This window comes from Sphaerisporangium krabiense, from assembly GCF_014200435.1.
Lineage (GTDB): Bacteria > Actinomycetota > Actinomycetes > Streptosporangiales > Streptosporangiaceae > Sphaerisporangium > Sphaerisporangium krabiense.
Genome location: NZ_JACHBR010000001.1, coordinates 6,352,145 through 6,372,758 on the forward strand (window position 1 = coordinate 6,352,145; position 20,614 = coordinate 6,372,758).

The 20,614-nt window shown below is 75.9% G+C and carries 1 protein-coding gene; it reads left to right on the forward strand.

The annotated features are described in order from the left end of the window. Positions 1–25: 25 nt before the first annotated feature. Positions 26–20,569, forward strand: coding sequence for a non-ribosomal peptide synthetase (locus BJ981_RS39440; protein ID WP_204070414.1), 20,544 nt, complete (start codon positions 26–28; stop codon positions 20,567–20,569). Positions 20,570–20,614: the final 45 nt, after the last annotated feature.

Genomic DNA, 20,614 nt, shown 5'->3' on the forward strand with positions numbered 1-20,614 from the left:
GTGGAGTTTGGAGGCTTTGTCACCTGTGTCCGGCATCGAAGAAGCAACGGAGTACTGGAACCGGCGTCTCTCCCCGCTTCCGCAGGAAGCCGCCCTCCCCGCCGACCTCCCGTACCCGCTGTCGCCCACCGGCCACTGGCAGACCCGCGTCCGCGCCCTCGCCGCCACCGCGCCCGAGCCGGTGCTGCTGGCCGCGTTCGTCGCGCTGCTCCACCGGTACGGAGGCGCGGAGGACATCACGGTCGGGTACGAGGGCCTGCCGCTGCGCGTCGCCTGCACAGGAGACACCACCTTCACCGACCTGACCCGCCGCGTCGAGACCGCCCGCACGGAGTCCCGCGCCCACCGCGTCCCTCTGTCGACCCTGGTCGACGCCCTGCGCCCGGCCCCGATGCGAGGCGGCGCCCTCCTCTTCAACACCGCCTTCACCACAACCCCCGCCTCCTCCTACAGCGCGCTTTACACGGATGAATCCGGCACAGCCGGACGGCTCATCGCGAACAGAAGCGCCGACCAGACCCCGCAGGGGACGGGTCCCGGCGGTGTGGTGGAGGCGGTTTCCCGTGTCGCGTGGGTGGGTTCCGGTGGCGTGGAGGAGACGGATCCCGGCGGCACGGGGGCGGCTTCCTGTGGTGCCGGTTCTGAAGGGGGCGTCGAGGGCGGTCGCGCTGATGGCGAGGGCGGTCCCGCCGAGGGTGGGGGGCTCGATCTGGTGCTTGGCGTTGCCGGGGAGGAAGTCTGGGTTGGATGTCGGGGGGACTTGTTCCTGGAGGAGACGGTTGAGCGGGTTCTCGGGCACTACGCGACGTTGCTCGCCGACGCGCTCGCGCGGCCGGAGGCTCCGGTCGGGGAGCTGGACGTGCTCGGCGCGGACGAACGGCGTCGCGTGCTGCGCGAGTGGAACGACACCGCGCACGACGTCCCGCTCCTGACCTGGCCCGAGATGTTCGCCGCGCAGGTGCGGCAGCGCCCGGACGCCGTCGCGCTGGTCTTCGAGGACACCCGCCTCACCTACGCCGAGCTGGACGAACGCGCCAACCGCCTCGCCCACGCCCTCATCGCGCGCGGCGCCGGTCCCGAGCGCGTGGTCGCGCTCGCCGTGCCCCGGTCGGCCGAGCTCATCGTCGCCGAGGTCGCCGTGCTGAAGTCCGGCGCCGCCTACCTGCCCGTGGACACCGACTACCCGGCCGACCGCGTCGCCTACATGCTCGCCGACGCCGCCCCCGCCTGCCTCGTCACCACGGCCGAGGTCGCCGGCGACCTGCCCGAGCCGCCCCCCGGCACGCGCACGCTCGTCCTCGACGCCGCCGGCACCGTCCGCGAACTGGCCACCGGCCCCGCCCACGACCCGGGCGAGGACGACCGGGGGCCGCTGTCGGTCCTCAACGCCGCCTACGTCATCTACACCTCCGGCTCGACCGGCCGCCCCAAGGGCGTGGTGCTGTCCCACGCGGGCGTGGCCAAGCTCGTCGCCACCCAGAGCGAGCGGTTCGGCGTCGGCCCCGACAGCCGCGTCCTGCAGTTCGCCTCGCCGAGCTTCGACGTCGCCTTCTGGGACCTGTGCCTCGGCCTGCTTTCCGGCGGCCGTCTCGTCGTCGTCCCCGCCGAACTGCGCGTGCCCGGAGCCCCGCTCGCCGACTACGCGCACGCCAACGGCATCACGTTCATGATCCTGCCCCCGGCCCTGCTGGCCGCGATGCCCGGCGACGTCGAGCTGCCGCCCGCCACCCTGCTCGCCGGCACCGAACGCGTCTCACCCGAGCTGGTCGGCCGCTACGCGCGCGGCCGCCGCATGTTCAACGCCTACGGCCCCACAGAGGCCACCACCAACTCCACCCTCGGCCTGTGCGACCCCGACACCCCCGCCGGGTCCATCGTCCCCATCGGCGTCCCCGACCCCGGCACCCGCGCCTACGTCCTCGACGCCCGCCTGCGCCCGGTCCCCGCCGGGGTCACCGGCGAGCTGTACCTCGGCGGCGCCGGGCTCGCGCGCGGCTACCTCGGACGGCCCGGCCTGACCGCCGAGCGGTTCGTCGCCGACCCCTTCGGCGCGCCCGGCGAGCGGCTGTACCGCACCGGTGACCTCGTCCGGTGGCGGGCCGACGGACGGCTGGACTTCCTCGGCCGCGCCGACTCCCAGGTGAAGATCCGCGGCTTCCGCGTCGAACCCGGCGAGATCGAGTCCGTGCTGCGCGCGCACCCCGCCGTCGACCAGGTCGCGGTGGTCGTCCGCGAGGACCGCCCCGGCGACCGCCGGCTGGCCGCGTACGTCGTCCCGGCCCTGGTGCCGGAGACCGGCTCGGACGGCCCCGGCCGGGTCGAGGAATGGAAGGACCTGCACGACCTGCTCTACGCGGCCGCGGGATCCGACGACGCCCACGAGAGCGCCGGGGGCGCGAACGGCGCCCATGAGAGTGCGCGCGCGAACGGTGTTCACGAGAGCGCCGGGGTCGCGGGCGGCGTCCGGGAGGGCTCGGGCGCGGACGTCTCCCCGAGTGATCTCGCGGGCGGGATCTGCGAGAACTTCGCGGGCTGGAACAGCATGTACGACGGGCTGCCGATCCCGGTCGAGGAGATGCGCGAGTGGCGGGAGGCCACCGTCGCCGCCATCCGTGGACTGCGGCCCCGCCGGGTGCTGGAGATCGGCGTCGGCAGCGGGCTCATCCTGTCCCGCGTCGCGCCCGGCTGCGAGGCGTACTGGGGCACCGACCTGTCGCACCAGGCCGTGGACGCCCTGCGCGCCCAGGTAGCCGCCGTGCCCGAGCTGGCCGGGCGTGTCGAGCTGCTCACCCGGCCCGCGCACGACCTCGCCGGGCTCCCCGAGGGCTTCTTCGACACCGTCGTCATCAACTCCGTCGCCCAGTACTTCCCCGACGCCGAGTACCTGACCGGCGTCCTGCGCCAGGCGAGCGGGCTGCTCGTGCCGGGCGGGCGCGTCTTCGTCGGCGACGTGCGCAACCTGCGCCTCCTGCGCTGCCTGCGCGCTGCCGTCGAGACCCGCCGCCAGGCGACCACCGTCGGCCGTGCCGGGGACGGACGCGACGGGCAGGACAAGGACGCGCTGCGCACGGCCGTCGAGCGGTCCGTCGCCTGGGAAGGCGAACTGCTCCTCGACCCGGACTACTTCGCCACGCTGCCCGGGTTCGACGCCGACATCCGCGTCAAGCGCGGCGCCTCCCACAACGAGCTGACCCGCTACCGCTACGACGTCGTCCTCCATCCCACCGCCGCCCGCACCCCCGAGAACGCCACCGTGGGGACGGGCGGCGCGGAGACGGGCGGGGCGTCCCGAGTCACCACCGGTGGGTCCCAGGCCGGCGGACGGCCGCAGGCCGCGCTCCACCTGCCGGTGGCGCCGCAGCCGGCCGACCAGGCCGCCGAAGAGGTCCGATGGGCTGATCTCGTCGGCCCGGATGCGCCGGACGGGCTGGAAGCGCTGGACGCCCTGGACACGCGCCTCGCCGAGCGTGCCGGTCCACTGCGCGTCGTCGGCGTGCCCAACGCCCGGCTCGCCGACGACCTGGCCGCCCTGTACGCGGTCGAAGAGGAGGGCGGCCCGGCCCTGCCGCTCACAGGCGCCGACCCCGAGGCGCTGCACGCACTCGCCGCCCGCCACGACCGCCAGGTGGCGGTCACCTGGAACGGCCACGCCGCCGACGGCGCCCTCGACGCCCTCTTCACCCCCGCCCACCACCCAGAGGCCATCGAGAAGCTCCCCACCCACCCGCACGACGCCCCCGCCAACTCCAACGACGCCTCCGCCGACTCGCCCGACGCGCTCGCCAACTCCCACGACAGCACCGTCCCTCCGCACGTCGCGCCCGGCAGGGCCCCCTACCCGCACGACGCGCCCGGCCGGACCTACGACGGGCCCGGTCACCCGTACGACGCGTCCGGTCGCGCGGAGGAGGCGGTCGGCGGTGGCGTGCTCCAGGGCGCCTACCGGAGTGCGGGGTTGTTCGCGCAGGCCAATCGTCCGGTGCCGTTCAGGGATGTCGCGGTGCTCATGAAGACGCTGCGCGCGCATGCCGCCGAGTGGCTGCCCGAGTACATGGTGCCGTCCGCGTTCGTGCCGCTGCACCGTCTGCCGGTCACTCCGAGCGGCAAGCTGGATGGCGCCGCGCTGCCCGTGCCGGACCCGGCCGCGCTCAGCTCCGGCCGCGCGCCCCGCGACCCGCGCGAGAAACTGCTCTGCGCGCTGTACGCCGAGGTGCTGGGCGTGGAGTCGGTCACCGTCGACGACGACTTCTTCGCCTTCGGTGGCGACAGCATCGTGGCGATCCGGCTGCTCGTCCGCGCCCGCGAGTCCGGCCTGCGCCTGACCTCCCGCGACGTCTTCCGCCACCGCACGGTCGCCGCGCTCGCCCAGGTGGTCGAACGCGCCGAAGGCGCCGGCATCCCGCAGCCGGGCGAGGAGGCCGGCGGCCCGCTGCTGACCCTCGCCCCGGACGAGATCGCGGAACTGCGGGGCGAGGTCCCGATCCCCTTCGAGGAGGCCCTGCCGCTCGGCCCGCTGCAGCAGGGGTTCTTCTTCCATTCCCTGCTCGACGGCCCCGCGGGGGACGTGTACGTCGTCCAGCAGGCGCTCGACCTGCGCGGACCCGTCGACGGCACGGCCCTGCGCCGCGCCGCGCAGCGGCTCCTGGACCGGCACGCCCCCCTGCGCGCCTTCTTCCGCAGGCGCGCCGACGGCGGCCCCGTGCAGCTCATCGCCGAGCACCTCGACCTGCCCTGGCGCGAGGTGGACCTGCGGGCGGAGGGCCCGGCGGCGGAGGAGCGGGCGCGGACGGTGGCGGGGGAGGAGCGCGCCCGGCGCTTCGACCTGGCCCGTCCGCCGCTGGTGCGCTGCGCGCTCGTCAGGCTCACCGATGACCGCAGCCGCCTGCTCCTCACCTTCCACCACATCGTCGCGGACGGCTGGTCCCTCCCGATCCTGCACCGCGAACTGATGGCCCTGTACGCCCATCCCTCGGAATCGCCGGACGGCCCGCGACACGACGTGGCCGAGGTGCGCGAGATGGGCGGCGCGGAGACCGGCCTGTGGGACCGTCGCGAGGACGCTGTGCCGCTTCCTGCGGTCGATGTGGCCGAGGTACGTGAGATCGGCGGCGCGGGGACCGGGACGCGGGACCGTCGCCAGGGTGCTGTATCTCTCCCCGTGCCCACTCCGTACCGTGAGCACCTGCGGCGTCTCGCGGGGGCCGACCGGGAGGCCGCGCGGGGCGCGTGGCGGGAGGCTCTTTCGGGTGTCGAGGAGCCCGCACGGCTGACCGGTGTGCCGGCGGGCGGTGCGCCGCTCCGGCCCGCGCAGGTGCGGGTCGAGGTGTCTGAGCGGGTCACCGCCGGGCTGGCCGTCGTGGCGCGGGAGCGTGGCGTCACCCTGGGGACGATCGTGCAGGTCGCCTGGGGACTGGTGCTCGGACGGCTGACCGGGCGTCAGGACGTCGTCTTCGGCACCACCGTCTCCGGCCGCGACGCCGAGGTGGACGGGATCGAGTCCATGGTCGGCCTGTTCATCAACACCCTGCCGACCCGCCTGCGCTGGAACCCCGCCGACACCCTCGCCGGTCTGCTGGAGCGGTTCCAGGACGAGCAGGCCCGCCTGCTGGACCACCAGCACCTCGGACTCGCCGAGATCCAGCGCGTCGCCGGGTTCGCCGGCGGGGGCGAGCTGTTCGACACGCTGGTCGTCGTCGAGAACTACCCCTCCGCCACCGGCCTCACCGACCCCACCGGCACGGTCGCCGTCACCGGCCACGAGTTCCACGACGCCGTCCACTACCCCCTCGCCCTGATCGTGAAGCCCGGCCGGCGGCTGGACCTGCGTCTCAAGCACCACGCCGAGCGGCTCGACGGGGACGCCGTCCGCGCCCTCGCCGACCGTCTGACCCGCGTCCTGCGGGCCGTCGCCGAGAGCCCCCGGGACCTGGTGGCCCGCGTCGACCCGGCCGCCCCCGAGGACCTCGCCGCCGCCACCCCCGAGGGGGAGGTGGTGGAGGTCCCCGCGACCACGCTGGCCGCCGCCTTCGCGGCGCAGGTCGCCAGGACCCCGGACGCCACGGCGGTCGTGTACGAGGACGAGACCCTCACCTACCGCGAGCTGGACGCGCGCGCCGCCGCCCTGGCGGGCCGCCTGCGCGGGCTCGGCGCGGGACCGGGGCGGGTGGTCGCCGTCGCCGTGCCCCGCTCGGCCGGGCTGATGGTCGCCCTGGTCGGCGTGCTGAAGTCGGGCGCGGCCTACCTCCCCGTGGACCTGGACTACCCGGCCGACCGCATCGCCTACATGCTCGCCGACTCGGGCGCGGACACGGTGGTCACGACGGCCGCCGCCGCGCCGCGCCTGCCCGCCCTCGCCACCCTCACCCCGCTGCTCCTCGACGCCCCCGAGGCCGGGAGCGGAGCCCTCGCCGACGCGCCGGAGCACGCGCTGACCGCGGACGCGGGCGAGGCGGACGCGCCGGGGAATGCCGCGGAAGCGGACGTGCCGGGGAACGCGGTGGACGCGGACCCGGACGACGCCGCCTATCTCATCTACACCTCGGGATCCACCGGACGTCCCAAGGGCGTCGTGGTCACGCACCGCGCGATCGTCAACCGGCTGGCGTGGATGCAGGGCGAGTACGGGCTGCGCGCCGACGACCGGGTGCTGCAGAAGACGCCGTCCAGCTTCGACGTCAGCGTCTGGGAGTTCTTCTGGGCGCTGTGCGAGGGCGCCGCGGTCGTGCTCGCCCGGCCCGACGGGCACCGCGACCCCGCCTACCTGGCCGGCCTGATCCGCGCGCGGCGGATCACCACGATGCACTTCGTGCCGTCGATGCTGGAGGCGTTCCTCGCGGCGGGCGAGATCACCGCCGACCCGTCCTGGGCGGTGTCGCTGCGCAGGGTGTTCAGCAGTGGCGAGGCGCTGCCAGGCCCGGCCGCCGCGCGCTGGCGGGACCTCACCGGCGTCCCCCTGCACAACCTGTACGGCCCCACGGAGGCGGCCGTGGACGTGACCTACCACCCCTGTGACGGCCGGTCCGGCGAGGCCGCCGTCCCGATCGGGCGCCCGGTCTGGAACACCGGGCTCCGCGTGCTGGACGCCGCGCTGCGGCCGGTGCCGCGCGGTGTGCCCGGCGAGCTGTACCTGACCGGCGTCCAGCTCGCCCGCGGCTACTACGCCCGCCCCGGCCTGACCGCCGAGCGCTTCGTGGCCGACCCCTACGGCCCGCCCGGCACCCGCATGTACCGCACCGGCGACCTCGTGCGCGTCGGCGGCGACGGCGGGGTGGAGTACCTGGGCCGCACCGACCGGCAGGTCAAGCTGCGCGGCAACCGCATCGAGCCGGGAGAGGTGGAGGCGGCGCTGACCGCCCGCCCGTCGGTGGCCCAGGCGGCGGTGGCCGTCCGCGGCACCACGCTCGTGGCCTACGTCGTCCCCGCCTCCCCACGCCCGCCGGCGACCGTTACCGGGACAGAGGACGGGATCGCCGCCCTGAGCGGGGATGGGACCAACGCCCGGACCGGGGACGGAACCGGTGAAGGCCAGGGCGGCGGGATCGATGTGCGGGCTCTCGCGGCCGAGGTGGCCGGGGTGCTGCCCGCGGCCATGGTGCCCGGTGCGTACGTGGTGCTGGACGCGCTGCCGCTGACCCCGAGCGGGAAGCTGGACCGGGACGCGCTGCCCGCCCCCGAGGCCGTGCGCGCCGAGAGCCGCGCGCCGCGCGATGAGCGTGAGCGCGTCCTCACCGAGATCTTCGCCGCCGTGCTGCGCCTGGACGAGGCCGGGCCCGACGACGACTTCTTCATGCTCGGCGGCGACAGCATCTCCTCCATCGGCGTCGCCGGCCGCGCCCGCCGGGCCGGTATGGAGCTGGACCCGCGCGACGTCTTCGAGCACCGCACCCCGGCCGCCCTCGCGGTCGCCGCGGCGGAGAAGGCCCGGGCGACCGGCCCGCGGCCACGAGCGGGGACGGGGATCGTCCGCGACGAGGAGGCCAGGACCGGATTCGGGCTCGGCGAGGAGAGCGGTACGGGGTTCGGGCTCGACGAGGAGGAGGTCGCCCGGGTGCGGCGGATGGCGGGGGACGTCGAGGACGTCTGGCCGCTGGCGCCGCTGCAGGAGGGCCTGTTCTTCCACTCCACCTACGACCAGGGCGTCCTTGACGTCTACACCGTCCACGAGACGTTCGACTTCGCCGCGCCGCTGGACGCCGACCGGCTGCGCGCCGCCGCCCGGGCGCTGCTGGCCAGAACCCCCGGCCTGCGCGCCGGGTTCACGGCCGACGGCCTGCGCAGCCCGCTGCAGTTCATCGTCCGCGACCTCGAGATCCCGCTGGAGGAGGTGGACCTGTCCCGCCTGCCCGAGGCCGAGCGGGACGCGAGGATGCGCGCGCTCGTGGACGAGGAGCGGACCCGCGGGTTCGACCTGGCCGCTCCGCCGCTGTTCCGCATGCTGCTGGTCCACCGCGGCGCGGGGCTGGGCGACCGCCTGGTCGTCGGCCGCCACCTGCTGCTGTGGGACGGCTGGTCGGCCTGGGTGTTCCTGGAGGAGCTGTTCGCCCTGTACGAGTCCGGGGGCGACCCGGCCGGTCTTCCCCGCCCCGGCTCCTACCGCGACTACCTCACCTGGCTGGAGTCCCAGGACGCCGGCGAGGCCGCGCGCGCCTGGCGCGGCGCGCTGGCCGGGCTGGAGGAGCCGACGTTGATCGGCGGCGCCGCCGGCCAGGACCTGGACCCGGTCATCCCCGAGAGCCTGGACGCCGACCTGCCCGCCGCCCTCGGCGAGCGGCTGCGCGAGGTCACCCGGGGCAACGGCCTCACGCTCAACACCGTCCTGACCGCCGCCTGGGGCCTCACGCTGGCCGCCGTCACCGGGCGCGGCGACGTGGTCTTCGGCACGACCGTCGCCGGGCGGCCGAGCGAGGTGCCGGACGTCGAGAACATGATCGGCATGTTCCTCAACACCGTCCCCGCCAGGGTGGCCTTCGCCCCCGAGGAGCCGGTGCTGGACCTGCTGCGCCGCGTCCAGCGCGAGCGCCTGGCCCTGATGCCGTACGAGTACTTCAGCCTGGGCGTGCTGCAGGCCGAGACCGGGCACCGGCGGCTGTTCGACACCCTGTTCGTGCTGCGCAACGCCGACACCGAGGACCGGCTGGCCGAGCTGGCGGCCCGGCACGGCGCGACCGCCGTCGCCAACGTGGACGCCACCCACTACCCGGTGACCGTCATCGTCACCCCGGGCCGCCGCGTCCGCGTCACCCTGGCCCACCGCCCGGACGTCGTCGGCGCGGGCCGGGCGCGCGCCCTGCTGGACCGCTTCACCGCGACCCTCGCCCGGCTGGTCCGCGACGTCGGCGCGCCCACCGGCCGTGTCGACCCGCTGCTGCCCGGCGAGCGCGCCGCCTTGGAAGGCGAGGACGCCGCCAGCCGTGTCCCCGTCCCCGAGCAGACCATCGCCGACCTGCTCGCCGCCCAGGCCGCCCGCACTCCTGAGGCCACCGCCCTGGTGTTCGGCGACCTGTCGGTCACCTACGCCGAGCTGGACGCCCGGGTGAACCGCCTGGCCCGCCTGCTGCTCGCGCGCGGCGCCGCACCGGAGAAGGTCGTCGCGCTCGGCCTGCCCCGCTCGATCGACATGGTGGCCGCGCTGTTCGCCGTCCTGCGCACCGGCGCCGCCTACCTCCCCCTGGAACTGGACCACCCGGCCGACCGGCTCGTCGCCACGCTCGACGACGCCGGCCCCGCGCTCCTGCTGTGCGCCTCGGCCGTCTCGGCCCGCCTGACGGGCGGCGTCCCTGACGGACGGCGGATCGTGCTCGACGACCCGGCCGTCGCCGAAGCGCTCGAAGGGCTGGACGCCGGTCCGGTCACCGAGGCCGACCGTCCCGCCTTCAGCCTGGACCACCCGGCCTACGTCATCTACACCTCCGGGTCCACCGGCCGCCCCAAGGGCGTCGTCACGCCGTACCGCGGGCTGACGAACATGCAGCTCAACCACCAGAAGGAGATCTTCGCCCCGGCGGTCGCCTCCGCCGGAGGACGCGGGCTGCGCGTCGCGCACACGGTGTCGTTCGCGTTCGACATGTCCTGGGAGGAGCTGCTCTGGCTCGTCGAGGGCCACGAGGTGCACGTCTGCGACGAGGAGCTGCGGCGCGACGCGCGGGCCCTGGTCGCCTACTGCCAGGCGCACCGGATCGACGTCGTCAACGTCACCCCGACCTACGCCCACCTGCTGATCGAGGAGGGCCTGCTGGAGGGGCACCGGCCGCCGCTGGTGCTGCTCGGCGGCGAGGCCGTGTCCGAGACGGTGTGGAATCGGCTGCGCGACACCGACGGCACCTACGGCTACAACCTGTACGGCCCGACCGAGTACACCATCAACACCCTCGGCGGCGGCACCGGCGACAGCGCCACGCCCACCGTCGGCCGTCCCATCCGCGCCACCCGCGCCCGGATCCTGGACGCCTGGCTGCGGCCCGTCCCCGCCGGCGTCCCCGGCGAGCTGTACATCGCGGGCGTCGGCCTGGCCCGCGGCTACCTGGACCGGCCCGGCCTGACCGCCGAGCGGTTCGTCGCCGACCCCTTCGGGGAGCCGGGCGAGCGCATGTACCGCACCGGTGACCTGGTGCGGCGCCGCGCGGACGGCAACCTGGACTTCCTCGGCCGCACCGACGACCAGGTGAAGATCCGGGGGCACCGCGTCGAGCCCGGCGAGGTCGAGACCGCGCTGGCCCGCCACCCCGAGGTCGCGCACGCGGCCGTCGTCGCCCGCGACGACCCGGCCGCCCCCGGCACCCGCCGCCTGGTCGGCTACCTCGTCCCCGCCGAGCAGGAGGGAGAGGAGCGCGAGTCCGCCGAGCGCGAGCAGATCGGCGAGTGGCGCGACATCTACTCCGACGAGTACGAGCGCATCGGCACCGCGCTGTTCGCCGAGGACTTCGCCGGGTGGGACAGCAGCTACGACGGGCGGCCGATCCCGCTGGAGCACATGCGCGAGTGGCGCGAGCGCACGGTCGAGCGGATCCGCGAGCTGCGCCCGCGCCGGATCCTGGAGATCGGCGTCGGCTCGGGCCTGCTGCTGTCGCGCCTGGCCCCGGACGCCGAGGCGTACTGGGCCACCGACTTCGCCGCCCCCGTCATCCGCAAGCTCGGCGCGGAGCTGCGGGGCGACCCCGCGCTGGCCGCCAAGGTGGAGCTGCGCTGCCAGGCCGCCCACGACACCGACGGCCTGCCGCGCGGCTTCTTCGACACCGTCGTGATCAACTCGGTGGTCCAGTACTTCCCGAGCGCGGGCCACCTGGCCGAGGTGATCCACGGCGCGATGGGCCTGCTCGCCCCGGGCGGCGCCCTGTTCGTCGGCGACGTGCGCGACCTGCGCACCGCCCGCGCCTTCCACACCGCCATCCAGCTCACCCGCGCCGGCGACGGGGCCGATCCGGAGGCGCTGCGCCGCGCCGTGGACCGGAGCCTCGCGCTGGAGAAGGAACTGCTGGTCCACCCCGACTTCTTCACCACGCTCGGCTACGGCGCCGACCTGCGCACCAAGCGCGGCCACCACCACGACGAGCTCACCCGCCACCGCTACGACGTCGTCCTGTACGAAGGGACCCCGGACGCCGCGCTCGGCGCGGGGCAGGAGATCGCCTGGCCCGCCGCAGGCGTGGACGCGTCCGGCGCCGAGCCCGGAAGCGGTCGGCCCGGCGCGCTCGGCCGCCTCCTGCGCGACCACGGCGCAGGCCCGCTGCGGGTCACCGGCGTCCCCGACGCCCGCGCCGCCTCAGAACCCGGCTCGGCGATCGCCGGGGGAGTGGAGCCCGAGGCCCTGCACGCGCTGGCCGCCGAGCACGGCCACCGGCTGCTCACCACCCCGTCCGCGGAACCCGGCCACTACGACGCGGTCTTCGTGCGCGACGCGGCCCGCCTGACCGGCGGCCTGTACCGCCCCGGCGGCGGCACGCCCCCGTACGCCAACGCCCCGGCGGTGGCACGCGGCGCGAGCGGGCTGGTGCGGCGCGTGCGCGAGGACCTGCGCGCCTCGCTGCCCGACTACATGGTGCCCACCGCGCTGGTCGTCGTGGACGCGCTGCCGATGAACGACAACGGCAAGCTCGACGTGCGCGCGCTGCCCGACCCCGAGCCGGTCGCCGCCACGGGCGGGCGCGAGCCGAGCACCCGCGAAGAACAGGTGCTCTGCCGCCTGTACGCCGAGCTGCTCGGCCTGCCCAAGGTGAGCGCCGAGGACGACTTCTTCGACCTCGGCGGCCACTCGCTGCTCGCCACCCGCCTGGTCAGCCGCGCCCGCACCGAGCTCGGCGCCGAGCTGGCCATCCGCGACCTGTTCGAGGCCCCGACCCCCGAGGCGCTCGCCGCCCGCGCGGAGACCGGGCGGCCCGCCCGCCCGGCCGTCGAGCGCGCCGCCGAACGGCCCGAGCGCGTCCCCGCGTCCCCGGCGCAGCGCCGCCTGTGGCTGGCCGAACGCCTCAGCGGCGGCGACGCCTACCACTTCCCGCTGGTCTTCCGGCTGCGCGGCGCCCTCGACACGGCCGCGCTGCGGGAGGCGCTCGGCGACGTCGTCGCCCGGCACGAGGCGCTGCGCACCCGGTTCCCCGAGCACGAGGGCGAGCCGTACCAGCACGTCGTGCCCGCCGCCGAGGCGTGGCCCGGGTTCGCCGTCGCCGACTGCGCCCCTGAGGACGTCGAGGCCCGGGTCGCCGCCGCCGTGGCGCGCCCGTTCGACCTCGCCGCCGGGCTGCCCGTGCGCGCCGAGGCGCTGCGGCTCGCGCCGGACGACCACGTGGTGGCCGTCGTCCTGCACCACATCACCACCGACGAATGGTCCGACCGGCCGTTCCTCGCCGACCTCGCCACCGCCTACCGGGCGCGCCGCGACGGCCGGGCCCCGGACTGGGCGCCGCTGCCCGTCCAGTACGCCGACTACACCCTGTGGCAGCGCCGCCTGCTCGGCGACCCCGCCGACCCCGGCAGCGAGGCCGCGCGGCAGCTCGCCCACTGGACGGCCGCGCTGGCCGGCCTGCCCGAGGAGACGCCGCTGCCCCTCGACCGGCCCCGCCCCGCCGAGCCCACCGGGCTCGGCGGCACCGTGCGCGCCGAACTGCCCGCCGAGACCGTCCGGGCACTGCGCGCCCTGTCGGCCGAGACCGGCACCAGCATGTTCATGCTGTTCCACGCCGCGCTCGCCGTCCTGCTGCACCGCATGGGCGCGGGCACCGACATCGTGGTCGGCTCGCCCATCGCGGGGCGCACCGACAGCGCGCTGGACGACATGGTCGGCTTCTTCGTCAACACCCTGGTCCTGCGCGCCGACCTGTCCGGCGACCCGCCCTTCACCGAGCTGCTCGCCCGGGTGCGCGAGGCGGACCTGGCGGCCTTCGAGCACCAGGACCTGCCGTTCGAGCGGCTCGTCGAGGCGCTCAACCCGCCGCGCGTGCCCGGCCGCAACCCGCTCTTCCAGGTGATGATGGGCTACCACCACCGTCCCGGCGGCGACCCCGACGTGCTCGGCATGCCCACCGAGTGGCTGCCCGCCCGCATCGGCACCGCCAAGTTCGACCTGGACTTCACCTTCGCCGACCACACCGGCGAGGACCGCGTCGTCGTCCTGCTGGAGTACGCCGCCGACCTCGCCGACGAGGAGACCGCCGAGGCCCTGATCGCGCGCACCGTCGCGCTGCTCGGCCACCTCGCGGCCCACCCCGGGCGGCCGATCGGGCAGGCGCCCGTCCTCACCGCAGAGGAGCGCGCGGCGAGCCTCGGCGCGTGGCACGGCGCCGAAAGGCCCGTCGAGCGGCGCACCGTGCCCGAGATCTTCGCCGCGGCCGCCCGCGCCCACGGCGACCGGGTCGCGCTGGTCGCGGGCGGGCGCAGGCTGACGTTCGCCGAACTGGCGGCCGAGGTGAACGGCATCGCCGGCCTGCTGCGCCGGCGTGGCGTCGGCCGGGGCGACCTGGTCGGGCTCGCCCTTCCCCGTTCCGAGATGGTGCCCGCGATCCTCGGCGTCCTGACGGCCGGAGCCGCCTACCTGCCCCTCGACGCGGGCCTCCCGGCCGAGCGGCTGGCGTACGTGCTTTCCGACGCCGCCCCCGCGCTGGTCCTGACCACCGACCCCGCTCCGCCGCTCCCCGGTGGTGTGCCGTCACTGGTCCTCGGCGCCCCGGACGCTTCCTCGGACCGGACCGTCCCTGCTCACGCCGGGACGCCGCCGCAGGCCGCCGCGTACGTCATCTACACCTCCGGATCCACCGGCACGCCGAAGGGCGTCGTCGGGACGCACGGCGGGCTGGGCAACCTGTTCGGCGGCCAGTACGAGGACGTCATCGAACCCGCGCGCCGGGCCGCGGGACGCGAGACCCTGCGCGCCATGCACGCCGCCTCGTTCGGCTTCGACGGCTCCTGGGAGCCGATGCTGTGGCTGCTGGCCGGGCACGAGCTGCACGTCCTGGACGAGGCCACGATGACCGACCCCGCCGCGCTGCTCGCCTACCTGGAGGCCGAGCGCCCCGACTACGTCGACCTCACCCCCACCTACGTCGAGGAACTGCTGCACCACGGGTTCCTCGCGCCCGGAGCGCACCGGCCGGGCGTCATCACCGTCGGCGGCGAGGCGACCTCCGCCGAGCTGTGGGGACGGCTGACCGCGCTGCCCGGCACGGCGGTCCACGACATGTACGGGCCGACCGAGTGCGCCGTGGACGCCTACGGCTGGCACGCGGACGGCCGGGGCGCGTGGGCGGCGCCGGTGGCCGGCATCCGCGCCCACGTGCTCGACGCCGCGCTGCGGCCCGTGCCCCCCGGCGTGCCCGGCGAGCTGTACCTGGCCGGACGCGGACTCGCCCAGGGGTACCTGAACCGTCCGGGGCTCACCGCGGAGCGGTTCGTCGCCGACCCCTACGGCCCGCCCGGCACCCGCATGTACCGCACCGGCGACCTGGCCCGCCGCCGCGCCGACGGCACCCTCGTCTTCCTCGGCCGCGCCGACGACCAGGTCAAGCTGCGCGGCTTCCGCGTCGAGCTCGGCGAGATCGAGGCCGCCCTGCGCGCCCACCCGTCCGTGGCCCAGGCCGCGGTCACCGTCCGCGAGGACACCCCCGGGGCCCACCGCCTCGTCGCCTACCTGGTCCCCGCCACGACCCCGGCACCGGATAAGGAAGGGGCGCCGCACGCGACCTCCGAGGCGGCCGCCGGCAGGGCGCTGGACGCGGCGCCGGGAACCGCGTCCGAGGCGGCCCCGGCCGGGGAGCTCGCGCCGGACTCCGCCGGGCTGCGGGCGCACCTCGCGCGTACGCTGCCCGAGCACATGGTGCCGGCGCTCTACGTGACGGTGGCGGCGCTGCCGAGGTCGGCCGGGGGCAAGCTGGACCGGCGTGCCCTGCCCGCCCCGCCGGACTCGGCCGGCGAGGCGCCCGGGCGGCGGCCGAGGGACGCTCGTGAGGAGATCCTCGCCGAGCTGTTCGCGGCCGTCCTCGGGACCGGGCGCGTCGGCGTCCACGACGACTTCTTCGCGCTCGGCGGCCACTCGCTGCTGGCGATGCGGCTGGTCAGCCGGATCCGCGCCGCCCTCGGCGCCGAGGTCACCCTGCGCGAGGTGTTCGAGGCGCCCACCGTCGCCCGCCTGGCCCGCAGGCTGGAGCAGGCGCGGGACGGCGGCGGCACGGCGCTGGCCGCCGTGGCACGGCCCGAGCCGATGCCGCTGTCGTTCGCCCAGCGGCGGCTTTGGGTGCTGTACCGGCTGGAGGGCCCGACCGACACCTACAACATCCCCATGGCCTGGCGCCTGACCGGCCCGCTCGACCCGTCCGCGCTGGAGGCCGCGCTGCGCGACCTGGCCGCCCGGCACGAGAGCCTGCGCACGGTCTTCCCCGAACGCGACGGCCACCCCTACCAGCTCGTCCTTCCCCTCGACCGGCTCGCGGGCGCGCTGGACGTCCGGGAGCCGGAACAGGTCACCGAGGAGGAGCTGCCCGCCAGGCTGGCCGAGGCCGCCGGTCACCGCTTCGAGCTGGACCACGAGCCGCCGCTGCGCGCCCGGGTGTTCCAGGTCGGGCCGCGGGAGCACGTGCTGGCGCTCGTCGTCCACCACATCGCCGGCGACGAATGGTCCGACGCGCCGCTGTGGCGCGACCTCGCCACCGCCTACCGGGCCCGGCTGTCGGGGCGGGCCCCGGACTGGGCGCCGCTGCCCCTGCAGTACGCCGACTACACCCTCTGGCAGCGCGAACGGCTCGGCGACCCCGCCGACCCCGAAAGCCGGCACTCCCGCGAGATCGCGTACTGGACACGGGCGCTCGCGGGCTTGCCCGAGGAACTGCCGCTGCCGGCGGACCGCCCCCGGCCGTCCGAGAGCGGCCACCGCGGCGGCGCGGCCGGGTTCACGCTGCCGTCCGGGCTGGAGCCGGACCTGCGCCGCCTGGCCCGCGAGCACGGCGTCAGCATGTTCATGGTCGTCCAGGCCGCCGTGGCCACGCTGCTGCACCGGCTCGGCGCGGGCGACGACATCCCGATCGGCGCGCCCATCTCCGGCCGCGCCGACGAGCGCCTGGAGGACCTGGTCGGGTTCTTCATCAACACCCTCGTGCTGCGCACGGACGTGTCCGGCGACCCGACCTTCGCCGAACTGCTCGCCCGGGTCCGCGCGGCCGACCTCGCCGCCTACGAGCACCAGGAGGTGCCGTTCGAGCGGCTGGTCGAGGCGCTCAACCCCGCCCGTTCGCTGGCCAGGCACCCGCTGTTCCAGGTGGTGGTCGCCTACCTGACCGGCGGCGGCGCCACCCCCGCGCTGGCCGGGCTCACCGCACGCCCCGAGCCGCTCGGCCAGGAGTCGGCCAAGTTCGACCTGAGCTTCGACTTCGTCGACCACGGCGAGGGCCGGGGCATCTCGGGCTGGATCGAGTACAGCGCCGACCTGTTCGACCCCGCCACCGCCGACCTCCTCGCCACCCGCCTGGTCCACGTCCTCACCCAGCTCGCCGGCGACCCCGAACGGCCGGTCGGCCGGATCGACCTCCTGGGCGACGAGGAACGCCACACCATCCTCACCACCTGGAGCACCACCCCCCTCCCCGCGCCCGTGTCCGCCCCCACCCCGGCCACGGGGGGCGTCGCCGTGGCCGAGAACGAGGCCGAGAACGAGGCCGAGAATGAGGCCGTCACGGTCGCGGGTGGTCCGGCCACGGTTCCCGCGCTGTTCGAGGCGCGGGTCGCGGCCACGCCGGACGCCGTCGCCGTCGTCTGCGGCGCGGTCCGGTGGACGTTCGCCGAGCTGAACGAACGGGCCAACCGGCTCGCCCGCCTGCTCGCCGCGCACGGCGCGGGCCCCGAGCGCGTCGTCGCCCTGGCGCTGCCACGCTCGGCGGACTTCATCACGGCGATCCTGGCCGTGATGAAGTCCGGCGCCGCCTACCTGCCCGTCGATCCCGAGCTCCCTGCCGACCGAGTGCTGGGCATGCTCGGCGACGCCCGCCCCGTACTCGTCCTGACCACGGGCGACGACGCCGGACCGTCACCGGAGGCCGGATCATCGGGGGAGGCCACGGCCTCGCTGGCACGGCCGGAGGTCTCCGGGCGTGGTGTGCCGTCGCTGACGGACGCGGGCGTGCCCGTTCTGCGGCTGGACGACCCCGAGACGGCCGCGGCGCTGGCCGCGCTGCCCGGCACCGATCCGGACACCGGGCCGCACCCGCTCAACCCCGCCTACGTCATTTACACCTCCGGCTCCACCGGCCGCCCCAAGGGCGTCGTGGTGTGCCATCGCGGGGTCGTCAACCTGTTCCACAGCCACCGCGCGACGCTGTACGACCCGGCCAAGCGCGCCACCGGCAGGACCGCCCTGCGCGTCGGCCACGCCTGGTCGTTCTCCTTCGACGCGTCCTGGCAGCCGCAACTGTGGCTGCTCGACGGGCACGCCCTGCACGTCCTGAACGACGAGGAGCGCCGGGACGCCGAGCTGGCCGCCGCGTTCGCCCGGCGGGAGGGGCTGGACTTCATCGAGGTCACGCCGTCCTTCTTCGCGCAGATGGCCGAGGCGGGGCTGATCGAGGACGGCGTCTGCCCGCTGGCCGTGGTGGGCGTCGGCGGCGAGGCGGTGCCCGACTCGCTGTGGCGGCGGCTGGCCGCGCTGCCGGCCACCGAGGCGTTCAACCTGTACGGCCCCACCGAGGCCACCGTGGACGCCCTGGCCGCCCGGGTCCGCGACAGCGAGCGGCCCCTGGTCGGCCGCCCGGTCTCCGGGGCCCGCGCCTACGTGCTCGACGACCGGCTGCGTCCGGTGCCGCCCGGCGTGACCGGCGAGCTGTACCTGGCGGGCGAGGGCCTGGCCCGCGGCTACCTCGGCCGTCCCGGCCAGTCGGCGGAACGCTTCGTCGCCGACCCGTACGGCGCGCCCGGCACGCGCATGTACCGCACGGGCGACCTGGCCCGCTGGACCCGTGACGGGCGCCTGGAGTACGGCGGCCGCGCCGACGACCAGGTCAAGATCCGCGGGTTCCGCGTCGAGCCCGCCGAGATCGAGTCCGTCCTCGACCGCCACCCCTCCGTGGCCCAGGCCGTCGTCACCCCCCGCACGGACACCCCCGGCCTCACCCGCCTGGTCGCCTACGTCGTCCTCACGAACGACCACTCTCCGGACGACTCCTCACCGGACAATCCGTCTACGGACGGTCTCTCCCGGGACACTCCCTCGCAGGACACTCCGTCTGGGGACGGTCCTTCGACGGACGGTCCTTCTCCGGACGGCTTCTCTTCCGCGAGTGGACCGGACCCGGCGGAGCTGCGGGCTTTCATGGCGGCGGCGCTGCCGGACTACATGGTGCCCGCGGCCGTGGTCGTCCTCGACGCGCTGCCGTTGCTGCCCAACGGCAAGCTCGACCGCAAGGCGCTCCCCGCGCCGGACTTCACGCTCGCCGCGAGCGGCAGGGAACCGTCCGGCGAGGTGGAGCGGGCTCTGGCCGCCGTGTTCACCGAGGTGCTGGGGCTGCCGCGCATCGGCGCCGACGACGACTTCTTCGCCTGCGGCGGCGACAGCATCGTCGCGATACGCCTGGCCGCGCGGGCCCGGGAGGCGGGGGTGCGCTTCAGCCCCCGCCAGCTCTTCCTGCACCGCACGGTCGCGGCCCTGGCCGCCGTCGCCGTCGTGACCGGCCCGGGCGGGGCGCCCGCGACCCACGACGACGGCGCCGGGACCGTCCCCCTGACGCCGATCATGCACGCCGTGCGCGAGCTGGGCGGCCCGATCGGGGGCTTCCACCAGGCGGCGCTCCTGCGCGCCCCGCGCGACCTGGACGAGGACCGGCTGCGCCGCGTCCTTCAGGCCCTTCTCGACCACCACGACATGCTCCGCGCCCGCCTGGACCGAACCGCCGAGCGGTGGGTGCTGCGGGTGCCCGCTCGGGGGGCCGTGGACGCGGCGGGCCTGGTGACCAGGGTCGATGTTCGCGATGCCGACGAAGAGGGCCTCCGGGCGGTCATCGCCGAGCGCGCGCTCGCCACGCGGGCCCGTCTCGACCCGGACGCGGGCGTCATGGTGCGGGCCGTGTGGTTCGACGCGGGGACGGAGCGGCAGGGACGTCTGCTGCTCACGATCCACCACCTCGCGGTCGACGGCGTCTCGTGGCGCGTCCTGCTGCCCGACCTCGTCTCGGCCTGGCGGGACGTCACCGAGGGCAGATCTCCGGATCTGCCGCCGGTGGAGACGTCGTTCCGCCGCTGGGCGGAACTGCTCGGCGAGCGCGCCGCCGACCCGGCCCTGCGCGGGGAGCTGCCGCTGTGGCGGCGGATGCTGGAGGGCGGTTCCCCGCTCCCGGCGCCCCGCCCGCTGGACCCGTCCCGCGACGTGGTCGGGACCGCCCGCTACCTGTCCCGCACGCTGCCCGAGGACGTCACGGAGCCGCTGCTCGGCCGCGTCCCGGCCGCGTACGGCGCGACCGTCAACGACGTGCTGCTCACCGCGCTCGCCGTCGCCGTCGCCGCGTGGCGGCGCCGGCACGCGGACGACGCCGGGCAGGGCGTCCTCGTGGACCTGGAGGGCCACGGCCGCGAGGAGGCGCTGGCGGGCGAGGCGGACCTGTCCCGGACGGTCGGCTGGTTCACGAGCGTCGTCCCCGTCCTGCTGGACCCGGGCCCCGGCGTGGACGACGCGCTCGCGGGCGGTCCCGCGCTGGACGAGGCGCTGGCCCGGGTCAGGGAGCGGCTGGCCTCGCTGCCCACGGCGGGCGTCGGCTACGGCCTGCTGCGCCACCTGGACCCGCAGGCCGGTCCCGAGCTGGCCCGGCTCGGCGCGCCGGGGATCGAGTTCAACTACCTCGGACGCTTCGGCGGCCTCGACGAGGACGACTGGGCGTACGCGCCGGAGGGCGACGTCGCCGACCTGGACGCCGACCCGGGCATGCCGCTGTCGCACCCGCTGACGGTCAACGCCCTCACCGAGGACCGCCCCGGCGGCCCGGTGCTCGTCGCCCAGTGGTCCTTCGCCGGGGAACTGCTGACCGAGGCCGGGATCGAGGACCTGGCGGCCACCTGGTTCCAGGTTCTGCGGGCCCTGGTCACCCGCGCCGCCACCATCGCCGACGGGCGCTAGCCCGGCACATCACGACCACTCGCCCGTCAACCGCACATCACATTC